General features: G+C 74.2%; 11 protein-coding genes. 6 read left to right on the top strand and 5 right to left on the bottom strand.

Annotation, left to right across the window (positions count from 1 at the left end; genetic code table 11):
- Positions 1-175 precede the first annotated feature (175 nt).
- Both L1785_RS04665 and L1785_RS04660 read left to right on the top strand, forming a co-directional pair.
- Positions 176-769: an NUDIX domain-containing protein gene (locus L1785_RS04665; protein ID WP_236088023.1), complete on the top strand. Its 594-nt coding sequence runs from the start codon at positions 176-178 to the stop codon at positions 767-769.
- A 9-nt stretch (positions 770-778) separates the two neighbouring features.
- The gene (locus L1785_RS04660; RefSeq protein ID WP_236088022.1) at positions 779-1,246 is read left to right on the top strand and encodes a hypothetical protein; all 468 of its coding nucleotides are present in this window, start codon (positions 779-781) and stop codon (positions 1,244-1,246) included.
- 141 nt (positions 1,247-1,387) lie between these two features.
- Here L1785_RS04660 and L1785_RS04655 read toward each other — a convergent pair whose 3' ends face one another.
- Entirely contained in the window at positions 1,388-2,923 is a 1,536-nt protein-coding gene (locus L1785_RS04655) for an NAD(P)H-quinone dehydrogenase (protein ID WP_236088020.1), read from the bottom strand.
- A gap of 77 nt (positions 2,924-3,000) precedes the next feature.
- On the opposite strand from L1785_RS04655, the gene L1785_RS04650 reads away from it, so the two are divergent.
- From L1785_RS04650 to L1785_RS04635, 4 genes are all read left to right on the top strand, one after another.
- Positions 3,001-3,840 carry a purine-nucleoside phosphorylase gene (locus L1785_RS04650; RefSeq protein WP_236088014.1) on the top strand — a complete coding sequence of 280 codons (840 nt, stop codon included), beginning with the start codon at positions 3,001-3,003 and terminating at the stop codon, positions 3,838-3,840.
- A gap of 34 nt (positions 3,841-3,874) precedes the next feature.
- On the top strand, positions 3,875-5,818 hold the full coding sequence (locus L1785_RS04645; RefSeq protein WP_372461780.1) for a phospho-sugar mutase: 1,944 nt from the start codon (positions 3,875-3,877) through the stop codon (positions 5,816-5,818).
- An 87-nt stretch (positions 5,819-5,905) separates the two neighbouring features.
- The gene (locus tag L1785_RS04640) at positions 5,906-6,751 is read left to right on the top strand and encodes a siderophore-interacting protein (RefSeq protein WP_236088012.1); all 846 of its coding nucleotides are present in this window, start codon (positions 5,906-5,908) and stop codon (positions 6,749-6,751) included.
- Between the two features lie 306 nt (positions 6,752-7,057).
- Positions 7,058-9,766, top strand: a complete 2,709-nt coding sequence (locus L1785_RS04635) for a glycosyltransferase family 8 protein (RefSeq protein WP_236088011.1) — start codon at positions 7,058-7,060, stop codon at positions 9,764-9,766.
- A 98-nt stretch (positions 9,767-9,864) separates the two neighbouring features.
- Here L1785_RS04635 and deoC read toward each other — a convergent pair whose 3' ends face one another.
- The 4 genes from deoC to L1785_RS04615 form a co-directional block, all read right to left on the bottom strand.
- A complete protein-coding gene (gene deoC, locus L1785_RS04630) occupies positions 9,865-10,590 on the bottom strand; it encodes a deoxyribose-phosphate aldolase (protein ID WP_236088009.1) in 726 nt (241 codons plus the stop codon).
- The gene (locus L1785_RS04625; RefSeq protein WP_236088008.1) at positions 10,587-11,744 is read right to left on the bottom strand and encodes an adenosine deaminase; all 1,158 of its coding nucleotides are present in this window, start codon (positions 11,742-11,744) and stop codon (positions 10,587-10,589) included. The genes deoC and L1785_RS04625 overlap by 4 nt, the downstream gene beginning before the upstream one ends.
- Positions 11,745-11,801: 57 nt before the next feature.
- Complete coding sequence (locus tag L1785_RS04620) at positions 11,802-12,053, bottom strand: hypothetical protein (RefSeq protein ID WP_236088003.1); 252 nt, start codon at positions 12,051-12,053, stop codon at positions 11,802-11,804.
- Between the two features lie 69 nt (positions 12,054-12,122).
- A complete protein-coding gene (locus tag L1785_RS04615; RefSeq protein WP_236088001.1) occupies positions 12,123-12,995 on the bottom strand; it encodes a hypothetical protein in 873 nt (290 codons plus the stop codon).
- Positions 12,996-13,040 lie beyond the last annotated feature (45 nt).

Genomic DNA, 13,040 nt, shown 5'->3' with positions numbered 1-13,040 from the left:
CCCGCCGCCGCCCCCCCCCCCCCCCGGCGGGGGGGGCCCCCCCCCCCCCCCCCCCCCCCCCCCCCCCCCCCCCCCCCCCCCAACTACCGCTCGACCAAGTTCCTCGGCTGAACGCTGTACGGACGAGCAACCCGGGGCAGGGCCCTCCAGCGACAGTTCCCCGTAGGGTGGTCCCGTGCCCGACGACGTCCCGCTCGCCCCGGTAGCGCCCACCTCCCACACCCCGCCCCCGTTGCTGCACCGCCACGCGGGCGACGCCTGGGTCGCGTGCGGCGACCACCGGCACTGGGGCCTGTTCGGCGCGGCCGGCCTGCTGCTCGCCCGCCGCGAACCGGCACCAGCAGACGGTGACCCGGGGCGCGTTGCCGCCGTCGTGCTCCAGCACCGAGCCCTCTGGTCGGACCAGGGCGGCACGTGGGGCATCCCCGGCGGGGCCCTCGCCCCGCACGAGGACGCCGTGGCGGGCGCGCTCCGCGAGGCCGCGGAGGAGGCGGCCGTGGACCCGGCGGACATCCAGGTGCTGGCCACGTACGTGCTCGAGCACCCCGCGTGGTCGTACACGACGGTGATCGCCGAGGTGGCCCCGGGCGCGGTCGTCGAGCCCGCCGCCGCCGACCCGGAGAGCCTTGAGGTCCGCTGGGCAGGCCTCACCGAGCTCGGCGCGCTACCGCTGCTCGGGGCGTTCGCCGACGCGCTGCCCGCCCTGCTGGCGGTGTACGAGGGCGACACGACCATCCTGGGTGGGCCCCCGTCGTCGGGCACGCGTTAGGGTCAAGTAGTGCACATCCGGCTCACTCCCGCCGAGGCCCTGGGCCTCGCGAAGCTCGGCGGCCAAGGGCTGCCGCCCGTCATCAGCTCGCTCACCGGCGACGGCGACACGCTGCGGCTGGTCGCTGACCTGCGGCGTCTCGACACGCTGCCGGGACCGCTCAAGCTGGCCGTGAAGATCGCCCCGATCGTGCGGGCGGACGTCCGTGTCGCGTCGTTCGAACGCGGGGTCGCGACCCTGGTCGTCGAGGCGAACGCCGCCGGCCTGCCCGCCCACAAGCTCCTGTCGCTCGCCGCGGCCCCGATCGAGGAGGCGGTGGCGAAGCAGGGTCTGCCGCCGGGCGTCGTCGACGTGCAGCCCGACGCGCGCATCGCCGTCGACGTGGAGCGCCTGCTGGACGCGAAGCTCCCCGGCCTCACGGTGAGCGCCCTGAGGATCGAGCAGGGCGAGATCGTGCTGGACGGGACTGTCGTCTGAGGCCGGAGTGCAGCGCAGGGTGAGGGCCGAGGAACGAGGCACTCGCCCGAAGCGGAACGCAGGTCTCAGACGACAGACAACGTCGTCCGAGGCCGGGGTGCAGCGCAGGGTGAGGGCCGAGGAACGAGGCACTCGCCCTGCTCAGCGCGACGTGACCTGTGCGTGCAGGATGCGCGCGACCTCGGCCACGGAGCCCGACAGCGACGGGTAGATCGTGAACGCGGACGACACGTCCTCGACGGTGAGGCGGTGCTGCACGGCGAGCGTGATCGGGAAGATCAGCTCGGACGCGCGCGGTGCCACGACCACGCCGCCCAGCACGACGCCCGCCTCGGGGTGGGCGAACAGCTTCACGAAGCCGTCGCGCATGCCGAGCATCTTGGCGCGCGCGTTGCGGGAGAGCGGGAGCGTCCTGGCGATGTAGCGGGAGCCCTGCGCCTTGAGCCGCTCCTCCGAGTAGCCGACGGTCGCGATCTCGGGCGCGGTGAAGATGTTGGCGGCCACGGTGCCGAGAGCGAGCGGCGCCACGGCGTCGCCCAGCGCGTGGTGCATCGCGATGCGGCCCTGCATGGCGGCGACGGACGCGAGCGGCAGCACGCCGGTGCAGTCGCCGGCGGCGTAGACGCCGCGCGCGGAGGTGCGGGACACGCGGTCGACCACGACATGGCCCGACGCCGACAGCCGCACCCCGGACTCCTCCAGGCCGAGCCCCGCCGTGGACGGCACCGCGCCGACGGCGATGAGGACGTGCGAGCCGTGCACGACGCGGCCGTCGGCGAGGGTGACCTCGACGCCGTCCGCGGTCCGCACGGCGGCCTCGGCCCGGGAGCGGGACATGACCGTCATGCCGCGCGCGCGGAACACTCCCTCGAGCAGCTCGGCGGCGTCCTCGTCCTCGCCGGGCAGCACCCGGTCGCGGCTCGACACCAGCACGACGTCGGCCCCCAGCGCGTTGTACGCGCCCGCGAACTCGGCGCCGGTCACGCCCGAGCCGACGACGATCAGCCGCTCCGGCAGCTCCCTCAGGTTGTAGAGCTGGGTCCAGGTGAGGATGCGCTCACCGTCGGGCTGCGCGGACGGCAGGGTGCGGGGGGTCGCGCCGAGGGCGAGCAGCACGGTGTCGGCGTCGAGCACCCGCGCACCGCCGTCGGGCTGCGTCACGACCACACGGGACGGTCCGTCGAGCCGGCCCGTCCCGCTGACGACCTCGACGCCCTCGCGCTCGAGGCGTCCGCGGATGTCGGCGCTCTGCGCCGCCGCGAGCGCCAGCACGCGCGCGTTCACCGCCCGGAGGTCGACGGTGTGGAGCCTCTTGCCCGCCGAGCTCGCGGCGGGAAGAACGGCCCCGGGCGCGTCGGTACCGGCCGCGTACGCGGTCACCATCGGGATGTTGCCGGTGCCGAGGCTCACGGCGACGTCGTCGGAGAGGTCGTCGCCGGGCATGCGGATGCCGAGCTCGGGCGCGCGGTCGGCGATCGTCATCCACTCGGCGGTGGCGATGAGCGTCTTGGACGGCACGACGTCGGTGAGCACCGCCGCGCCGCCCATCCCCTGACGCTCCACGACAGTGACCCGGGCGCCCACGCTGCGCGCGACGAGCGCGGCCTCGTAGCCGCCCGGTCCACCGCCCACGACCACGACGTGCGGGACGGGAACCTCGGGAACGGGAGAAGTCACGGCCCCATTCTTCCAGCACGGCGAACCGGGCCGGTTGCCGGTGGGTGGCAGGGCTCCGAAAAGGATAATCTCGGACCATGAGCAGCACCTCTCCGCTGGACGATCCGGCGACCGACCCGTTCGACGTTGCCCGCGAGGCCGCCGAGTACATCGCGGCGAAGACGGGCGTGCCCGGTCACGACGTCGCCCTCGTGCTCGGCTCAGGCTGGGGAGGCGCCGCCGAGCTGATCGGCGACGTGGTGGCGGAGCTGCCCACCGCGGAGATCCCGGGCTTCACGAAGCCCGCGGTGGACGGGCACCGGTCGACGACGCGGTCGGTCCGGGTGGAGCGGCCCGACGGCTCGGTGCGGTACGCGCTCGTGCTGGGCTCGCGCACGCACCTGTACGAGGGCCTCGGCACGCGCCGCGTGGTGCACGGCGTGCGCACCGCGGCGGCCACGGGCGCCTCGACGGTGGTGCTGACGAACGGCTGCGGCGGCCTGCACGCGTCGTGGCGGCCGGGGCAGCCGGTGCTGCTCAAGGACCACGTGAACCTCACGGGCCAGTCCCCGCTCAAGGGCGCCACGTTCGTGGACATGACGGACGTGTACACCCCGCGCCTACGTGAGCTGGCGCGCTCCGTGGACGGGGACCTGCCGGAGGGCGTGTACGCCCAGTTCCGCGGCCCGCAGTACGAGACGCCCGCGGAGGTACGCATGGCCGGGTTCCTCGGCGCGGACCTCGTGGGCATGTCGACGGCGCTCGAGGCCGTCGCGGCGCGGCACTGTGGCCTCGACGTGCTCGGCATCTCCCTCGTCACGAACCTGGCGGCGGGGATCAGCCTGCATCCGCTGTCGCACGCGGAGGTCCTCGAGGCCGGCCAGGAGGCCGGGCCGCGGATCAGCGACCTTCTCGCCCGCATCGTCAAGCTCCTCTGAGCACACTCGGCGTGCCGTACCAAGGAGACCGGTCATGACCTCCATCTACTCCGGCGATCCCGCCCCGGCGGGAACCGACGTTCCCGGGTTCGACCCGGGCGCGGACGTGCAGGCCCTCATCGGCCGGGCAGAGGACTGGATGGCCGCCGACGTCGACGAGAGCGACCGAGACGACCTGCGCTCGCTCGTGGCCCAGGTCATCGCGAACGGCCCGGATGCGCGCCGCGCGCAGCGCAGCATGGCTGCGGCGGACCCGAGCCGGCGGGACCCCACTGCCTCCCGCGTCCGGGCGGTCGCCCTCGCGGAGCTGCGCGACCGGTTCTCCGGTCGGCTGCAGTTCGGCACCGCGGGCCTGCGCGGCACGATGGCCGCCGGCCCGAACCGCATGAACACGGCGGTGGTCATCGGCGCGGCCGCGGGCCTCGGCGCCTACCTGCGCTCGGCGGTTCCCACCGACGGCCGGGACGCAAGGCCGCCTCGCGTCGTCGTCGGCTACGACGCCCGGTACCGGTCGTCCGCGTTCGCGCACGACACCGCGGCCGTGCTGACGGCCGCCGGCGCCGAGGTGCTCCTCCTGCCGTCAGCGCTGCCGACGCCGGTCCTGGCGTTCGCCGTGCGGCGCCTCGAGGCCGACGCCGGCGTGATGGTGACCGCGAGCCACAACCCGGCGTCGGACAACGGCTACAAGGTGTATCTCGGCGGCCGGGTCGTCACGGACTCGGGCCAGGGCGCGCAGATCGTGCCGCCCTACGACGCCCGGATCGCGGCGGCGATCGACGCCGTCGGCCCGGCGGCGCAGGTGCCGCGCGCGGACTCCGGCTGGACCGTGCTGGGGCACGAGGTCGTGGACGCGTACCTGGAGACGGTGGTCGCGCTGGCGCGGCGGCTCGACGGCGGCACGGGGCCGCGGCACCTGCGCGTCGTGACCACGTCGCTGCACGGCGTCGGCGGCCGCACGCTGGCCCGTGCGCTGGCCGCCACGGGCTTCACCGACGTCGTGCCCGTCGAGGAGCAGCTCGACCCGGACCCCCGCTTCCCCACGGTCACGTTCCCCAACCCGGAGGAGCCGGGCGCGATCGACCTCGCGCTGGCGGTCGCGCAGGACGCGGCGGCCGACCTCGTGATCGCGAACGACCCGGACGCCGACCGGTGCGCCGTCGCCGTCCACGACCCGCACTGGGGCACCTACAAGGGCGCGGAGACGGCCCGCTCGCAGGGCTGGCGCATGCTGCACGGCGACGAGGTGGGCACCCTCCTGGGCTGGGACGCCGCGGTGCGCGCCGCCGACTCGCGGTACGGCGTCGGCGTTGCCGCCACCAGCGCAGGGGCCCCGGTCCTCGCCTCCTCGATCGTCTCGTCCCGGCTGCTGTCCTCCATCGCCCAGCGGCACGGGCTGCGCCACGCCACGACGCTGACCGGGTTCAAGTGGATCGCCCGCACGCCGGGGCTCGTCTTCGGGTACGAGGAGGCGCTCGGCTACTGCGTGGACCCGGCGAGCGTGCGGGACAAGGACGGGATCTCGGCCGCCGTGGCGATCGCCCTCCTCGCGGCCCGCCTCCGCTCCGAGGGCCGCACGCTGCTCGACGCGCTCGACGACATCGCGCGCGTGTGCGGGCTCTTCGTCACGGACCAGCTCTCGGTGCGGTTCGACTCCCTCGACGCGATCTCGGACACCATGGCGCGGCTGCGCTCGGCGCCGCCGCGCACGCTCGCCGGGTCGGGCGTCGCCGACGTGATCGACCTGGCGGCCGGCGTGGACGGTCTGCCGGCCACCGACGGCGTGGTGCTCCTGGCCGCGGACGACACCCGGGTGATCGTGCGGCCCAGCGGCACGGAGCCCAAGGTGAAGTGCTACCTGGAGGTCGTGACCCCGGTGCCGCCGGACGCGTCCAGCGAGAGGCTCGCGGCGGCGCGGGTGACGGCACGGGAACGGATCGCACGCGTGAAGGCGGACGTCGGGGCGGCCCTCGGGCTCTGAGCGGGCCACCCGCGACCGGCCACGGCCGAGGCCACCGAGGAGGCCACGGCAGAGGCCGCGCGAGCGACAGGTTAGGCTTACCTGACTATGACGACCGAGACCACCGCCTCCCCCGCCGAGCGCCCCCGCAAGGGTGTGCGCACCACCGCGACGGTGACGGCGGTGCGCCGCCTCACGCCGCACATGGTCCGCGTGACGCTCGGTGGCGACGCGCTCGACGCGCTCGACGCCGGCCCGTTCACCGACCGGTACGTCAAGCTCGTCCTGGGCGAGCTCGCGGACGGGCGCCCGCTGCTGCGCACCTACACGGTGCGCGCCGTGCGCGACGGCGCGTGGGACATCGACGTCGTGCTGCACGGCAGCGAGCACGACAGCGACGGTGAGGAGCAGGGCGGCGAGGGCTTCGGCGGCCCCTGGGCCGCGGCCGCCCGGCCGGGCGACGAGGTGACGTTCGTCGGTCCGGGCGGGGAGTACGCGCCCAGCCCGGACGCGGACTGGCACCTGCTGGTCGGCGACGAGTCGGCCCTGCCCGCGATCGCGGCGGCGCTGGAGGCCCTGCCCGCAGGAGCGGTTGCGCGGGCGTTCGTTGAGGTGGAGGGGCCGCAGGAGCATCAGCAGATCGCCTCGGCCGGGGACGTGCGCCTGGTGTGGGTGGACCGGTCGGCGGGGGCGGACGTCGCCGACGTCGTACGGGCGGCGCACGCGGTGGGCTCGCTGCCCGACGGCGTCCCCCACGCCTTCCTGCACGGCGAGGCCGCGTGCGTGCGCGAGCTGCGCCGGTGGACGCGCGCCGAGCTGGGCGTCCCGCGCGAGCTGCTGTCGGCGTCGGGCTACTGGCGGCGAGGCCGCACGGACGAGGGCTGGCGGGCCGAGAAGCAGGACTGGAAGGCAGCCGTCGAGCACGACGACGAGGCACTGGCCGCGGCCCACTAGGCTTCGCTGAGTGCCGGCAGACAGACCGGCCAGTGCTGCGCGGTACCGGCGGTGCGCCGGCCGCGGAGGCACACGAACGGTGTCGGCTCCGACGCTGGAGCGCCGCTTCCGGAGCGGACCGCGGCGAGGGCACGTCGGCCACGATGCGACACGACCTTCAGTCGCCTAGAGTTGGGTCCCAGTCGGGCCATTTCCTGCCCGTGACCTCGTACGCATGCCCGTAACGCGACTGTCGTACACTCGCGCCACCGTGACCCCCGACCCGGGAAGACGGCCCTGCCCGAACAACCTTCGCAAGGAGATGCCATGCCCCCTGTCAGCCGCCGTCACACCGGGTTCCACACGGGTGAGGAGGCACATGCGACGCTCACCCAGGACGTCGCCGAGGGCGTCGCCGACGCCCTCCACACCGCCGATCTCCATGCCACCGAGCTCCGCCCCGTCACGCCGTCCGCCCAGGAGTCCTGGACGGCCGCCAAGGAGGACAACCGGCAGCCGCTGGAGGCCTGGTCGGCCCCGAACCGCTCCTGGGACAAGCCCTTCGTCGAGGTCGTCGAGCCGCTGACCGGAGACGCCGTCGTCACGCAGGCGATCCGCCGCGGCCTGCCCGTCGACGAGGCGGTCGCCACCGCCGTACGCGACGCGAAGGCGATCAAGACCGGCGAGTGGCGGGCCCTGTGCCACTCCCTCGCCGCCTACCCGGCGACCCGCACCGCGGGCGTCGTCGGCTCCGCGCTCATCGCGCAGCGCAGCGGCCTGCGGGACCTCGCGTGGGACCTGCTCTCGTCCCTCGAGGACGCCGACGCGGCCCGCCTCGCGCCCGCCGAATACCTCCGGGCCGGGATCGCCGCCCGCGACCCGCGCGCGGTCCCCGCCGCCACCGCCTGGGTGGAGCACGGCCTCGTGACCGACCCCGCGGTGCTCCTCGAGCTGGCCCGCCTCTTCTTCGTCGCCGACGAGCCGGGCACGGCCCAGGTCGCCGTCGACGCCGCGCGCAAGGCCCCCGGCCTGACCCCCGCGACCGCGGGCTCCCTCGACTACCTCGAGCCGTGGATCCGCAAGGCCGCCTACCCCGAGCCGACGCCGCGCGTGCCGGCCGGTCACGTGTCCTTCGCCGTGATCGACTACAAGGCGCCCGACGAGGTCGTCTCGTCGAGCAACATCGGCGACAACGTGCAGACCGTCGCGTCGCTCGGCCACCTGCTCCGCCACGAGAACCTGCGCCTGCACGGCCCGGCAGAGATCGTGGAGCCCGTGCAGTTCCTGCAGGGCCGCGTGCGCCGCGAGCACGTCGTGCCCGGCGCGGGCGCCGACGTGCAGCTCACCGTCGTCCAGCGCGACGTGACCTACCTGGACTCCGTCCCGGAGAACACGTGGATGCTCGCCTTCGGCTGGTACATGCACAACCAGTTCGACCTGCGCTTCGGCTTCCCGTTCCACGAGAACCTCAACCCGCTGTTCGTCTCGTTCCACGTGAACAAGCACGCTGTCCTCACGCCGACCGCGGTCGACTACCTCAAGGCGCACGGCCCCATCGGGTGCCGCGACTGGACCACCGTGCACCTGCTCCTCAACGCGGGCGTCCCGGCCTTCTTCTCGGGCTGCCTCACGACGACGGTCAACACGGTCTTCCCCGTCGAGCACGAGGCGGCGCCCGCGGACGCCCCCGTGGTGTACGTGGACACGCAGGCGCCGTCGATCGACGACGCGTACGTCACCCACTCGTACCCGGAGGTGCGCTCCGCGTCCTTCGGCACGAACCTGCGTGATGCCGTCGCGCTGCTCGACTCGTACCGCACCTCGTACACCAAGGTCGTCACGTCGCGCCTGCACTGCTTCCTGCCGTCCTGGTCCATCGGCGCGAACGTCGACTTCACGCCGAAGAACAACGCGGACATCCGCTTCGCCGGGCTGCTCGACGCCGACGAGGTGGACCGTCTCGCGATGCAGAAGCGCATCCGCGACCTCGTCGCCCCGGCGATGTCGCGCATCCTCGCGGGCGCCTCCCGCGACGACGTGTACGCGACGTGGAACGAGGTCACGGCCCCGCTCGTCGAGCACGCCCGCCGGGTGCACGCCGAGCCGGTCGCCGCGCCCGTCTCGTCGTTCGACGTCGGCGCGGTCGTCGCCGGGGTCCGTGCGACACGCGTCGTGGTGCCCGCGGTCTCCCCGCGCTCCGGCGCGACGCTCGAGGTCGCCGTCGCCCTGGACGGCAACCTCCGCGCGCAGATGGAGGTCGTCGTCGGCGGCGTCGTGGAGCACACCGACCGGCCCGTGCGGGTCTTCGCGCTGACGCGCGAGCACGGCCCGGCGGACCACGCCCGCCTCGCAGAGCTGTTCCCCGAGGTCACGTTCGAGTGGTATGCCTGCGACGACGTCGACTACGGGCCCGTGCTCGGCATGCTCAAGCACATCACCGTCGCCACGATGGACCGGCTGCTCCTGCCGGAGCTGCTGCCGCACGTCGACAAGGTGCTCTACCACGACCTCGATGCGCTCGCCGTGACCGACCTCGCCCCGCTGTTCGACACCGACCTCGGCGGTGCCCCGCTCATGGCCCGCCCGTCGATCTCGTACAACTACCGGCACGGCATCGGCAACGTCATCCGCTCCACGCGGCTGCTGCGCCACGACCCGCAGGCCGCGCGCGAGCTCGTCCTGTCCACCACGCAGCGCCACCGCCACGGTTTCCGCGGCTTCAACGCGGGAATCCTGCTGCTCAACCTCGCGGTCATGCGCACCGACAGGTTCACCGCCGAGTTCGTGCCGTACGCGGAGCGGTACGGGCTCAACGACCAGGACATCCTCAACGCGTACGCCGGCTCCCGCTACCTCCTCCTCGAGGACCGGTGGAACAGCTGGCCCACGCAGGAGATCGTCACCGACCCCGCGCTGATCCACTGGGCGGGTCCGGTGAAGCCGTGGAACCCCGACAGCTACATCCACCTCAAGGAGCACTGGCTCCGCGGTGAGGCCGTGATCGCCGAGCGCCGCGCGGCCGTCGCGGCGCGGTAGCCCTTCAAGCGAGGAGGCCGCTCACTCTGAGTCGACAGTGTCAACTCAGAGTGAGTGGCCTCCAGCGCACGAGGGCAGGTTCTCCTCCGGCGGTGCGCTCAGTAGCCGTCGCCCGCCGTCGCGACCTCGTCCGTGCCGGCCTCGTCGAAGCCTGCCAGCACGGCGGCCGTGCCCGAGAGGCCGAGCCGCGTGGCGCCGGCCTCGATCATCGCGAGCGCGTCGGCGAGCGTGCGGACGCCGCCCGACGCCTTGACGCCCAGGCGCCCGCCCACCGTCTGCGACATCAGCCCCACCGCGTGGGCTGACGCGCCGCCGGTCGCGTGGAACCCGGTCGACGTCTTGACGAAGTCCGCACCGGCTGCCTCGGCGGCCCGGCACGCAGCCACGATCTGGTCGTCCGTCAGCGCGGCCGACTCGATGATGACCTTGAGCACCAGCCCGGCGGGCACCGCGGCGCGCACGGCGGCGATGTCGGACTGGACGTCGTCGAACAGGCCGGCGCGCGCGGCGCCGACGTCGATCACCATGTCGACCTCGTCCGCGCCGTCCTCGACGGACCGCGCGGCCTCGAACGCCTTGACCTGCGACAGGTGCTTGCCCGACGGGAAGCCGCACACGGTCGCGACCTTCAGGCGCCCCGCCGCGGCAGCGACGGCGTGCGCCACGAACGTCGGGGAGACGCACACCGAGAACACGCCGAGCGCGGCGCCCTCCTCGACGAGCGCGGTCACGTCGGCGGCGGTCGCCTCCGGCTTGAGGAGCGTGTGGTCGACGTAGGCGGCGAGCGCCTTCGCGTCGGCGGGCACGGTCACCGGCCCCGTCATCGGACCGCCCCCTGCACGGCCTGGTAACCCGGCAGGATCAGCGAGTCGACGAGTTCCCGGCGCTCGTCGTGGTGCATGAACGCGCTCCACGCGGCGGTGAGCGTGACGTCCGCCAGGTCGTCGATCGTCCAGGCTGCCTCCTCGACGAGGAGGGTCATCTCGTGCGTCATCGACGTGCGCGACATGAGCCGGTTGTCGGTGTTCAACGTGACCGCGAAGTCGAGCTCCTTGAGCCGCGTGATCGGGTGCTTCGCGATGGACTCCGCTGCGCCGGTCTGGAGGTTGGAGACCGGGCAGAGCTCGAGCGCGATCTGGTGGTCGCGGATCCAGTGCGCCAGGTGCCCGAGCTCGGCGAACCCGTCGGCACCGTCGCCGTCCTTCTCGTCGCTGTCGAGCACGAACGCGATGTCCTCGACGATCCGCACACCGTGACCGATGCGGTCGGCATGCCCGAGGTGCACGGCCTCCGCGATCGAGTCGAGGCCCGCGGCCTCGCCCGCGTGGATCGTGACCGGGAAGTCGTTCTCGGCCAGGTAGCTCCAGATCCCGGCGTGCCGCGAGGGCGGGAAGCCGGCCTCCGCGCCGGCGATGTCGAAGCCGACGACGCCCCGGTCACGGTTCGCGACCGCGAGCTCGGCGATCTCCTGCCAGCGGTCCGCGTGGCGCATCGCTGTGACGAGCTGGCCCACGCGGATGATCCGGCCCTCGGCCGCGGCAAGCGCGATGCCTTCGTCGATGCCCGCCTGCACGGCCTCGACCGTGTCCTGGAGCGACATTCCACGAGCGAGGTGCTGCTCGGGCGCCCAGCGCTGCTCGGCGTACACGACGCCGTCGGCCGCGAGGTCGAGCACCGCCTCGCGAGCGACGCGCGCGAGGGCGTCCGGCGTCTGCATGACGGCGATCGTGTGGTCGAACGTCTCGAGGTAGCGCACGAGCGTCCCCGAGTCGGCTGCCTCCTGGAACCACGTGCCGAGCGACTCCGGGTCGGCGGCCGGCAGCGCGTGGCCCACCTGTTCCGCGAGCTCGAGCACGGTCTGGGGTCGTAGGCCGCCGTCGAGGTGGTCGTGCAGCACGACCTTCGGCAGGGAGCGGATGGTGTCCGCCGTGGGATATGAGCCCGCGGCTGAGCCCGCAGAGGTGTCGAGCGTGGTCATGCGACCAAACCTACCGGCCGCCCCGCGACCGCACACACGGCGGGCAGGTCACCGTGCTCACATCGGCTCCGGCTCGTCGGCGACCTCGTCCTCGTCGGACACCTCCAGGGCCTGCTCGACGACGTCGGCCACGTTGGCCTCGCCGTCCCGGTCGGGCCGGGCTACGTGCGGGCGGTACTCATCGGTCTCGTGCTCGTCGGGCTCCTCCTCGACCTCGTCGCCGAGCGACGTGTCGAGCACGCTCGGGACCTCCTCGAGCTCCTCGAGCCCGGCGTCCCGCCAGGCCTCGCTGCCTGGGACTGTGCTCATGGTGCCTCCTCGCTCGGCGGTGGGTGCGTCCCATCGTGGCGCGCCGCGCGGCCGCTCGCCACCCACCCGCTACGCGCGACCCGCCGGGAGCAGGGCCCACGTGACGTGCGGCCAGCCGCCGAGCGCCCGCGTCAGCGCGGCGCGCACCTTGCCCTCAGGCGTCGCCGGGTCGATGCCGGCGTCCGGCGGGTCGAGCAGCGCCGCGACGGGCACCGTGTGCAGCGCCGCCGACGACGGCTCGTACAGGACGGCACTGCCGTCCCGGCCCTCGCCGTCGGCCAGGGTCAGCAGGACGACGTGGCGCGGGATCGCGGTCTCCAGACCGCGCGCGACGTCGCCGCCGGTGAACAGCGGCACGGGCACGCCGGCCCGAGCGGACCCGACGGCGGCGAGCAGCACGGCGCGGCTCCTTGGCCTGCGCCCCGCTGCCCCGACCACCCGGTGGGTGTAGCGGACGACGCCGTAGCGCGCGACGGACGCGGCGCCCCACGGCGGCGTCCCGTACCTCTCCGGCCAGCCCACCGCGCCGAGCGCCCGGCGGTTCGTCGCCCGCTTGATCGCACGCTGGAGGCCCGCGAAGTTGGCCCCGGCGTCGCCCGTGGCGAGCCGCAGCGCCGCGCGCGGGTCGCCCGCGAGGCCGAGCATCGCCAGCACCGCGGAGCCGCACGTGGTCTCGTCGACCTGGCTCGCCGGAACGCCGCCCTTCACCTCGGCAGACGGCAACGACAGGCGCCGCGGCCGGCCCATGGTCCCGGTCCCCCGGTCGCGGCCCAGCGGGTCGAGCACCGCGCGCCTGCGGGCCGGCGTGAGGACGGCCAGGGCGCGCGAGACGTCGTCGGGCACCGCGGGACGGGCGAAGCCGGCGGGCGGCGCCACCGGGAGCGGCCCCGAGAAGGCACCCACGAAGCGCAGCAGGGACGAAAGACGCAGGCTGGACCTCACGGGCGCGACCCTACCGGCCGACCCCGCCCCCCGCGCGAGGTGGTC

This window comes from Antribacter soli, from assembly GCF_021568775.1.
In the GTDB taxonomy this organism is placed as follows: Bacteria; Actinomycetota; Actinomycetes; order Actinomycetales; family Cellulomonadaceae; genus Antribacter; species Antribacter soli.
This window is presented reverse-complemented; position numbering and strand designations above follow the sequence as displayed.

What these genes read in the sequence shown, in the direction of transcription:
- L1785_RS04650 (WP_236088014.1), top strand. Translation starts at nt 3,001, where the DNA reads ATGAGCAGCACCTCTCCGCTGGACGATCCGGCGACCGACCCGTTCGAC.
- L1785_RS04645 (WP_372461780.1), top strand. Translation starts at nt 3,875, where the DNA reads ATGACCTCCATCTACTCCGGCGATCCCGCCCCGGCGGGAACCGACGTT.
- L1785_RS04640 (WP_236088012.1), top strand. Translation starts at nt 5,906, where the DNA reads ATGACGACCGAGACCACCGCCTCCCCCGCCGAGCGCCCCCGCAAGGGT.
- L1785_RS04635 (WP_236088011.1), top strand. Translation starts at nt 7,058, where the DNA reads ATGCCCCCTGTCAGCCGCCGTCACACCGGGTTCCACACGGGTGAGGAG.
- deoC (WP_236088009.1), bottom strand. Translation starts at nt 10,590, where the DNA reads ATGACGGGGCCGGTGACCGTGCCCGCCGACGCGAAGGCGCTCGCCGCC.
- L1785_RS04625 (WP_236088008.1), bottom strand. Translation starts at nt 11,744, where the DNA reads ATGACCACGCTCGACACCTCTGCGGGCTCAGCCGCGGGCTCATATCCC.
- L1785_RS04620 (WP_236088003.1), bottom strand. Translation starts at nt 12,053, where the DNA reads ATGAGCACAGTCCCAGGCAGCGAGGCCTGGCGGGACGCCGGGCTCGAG.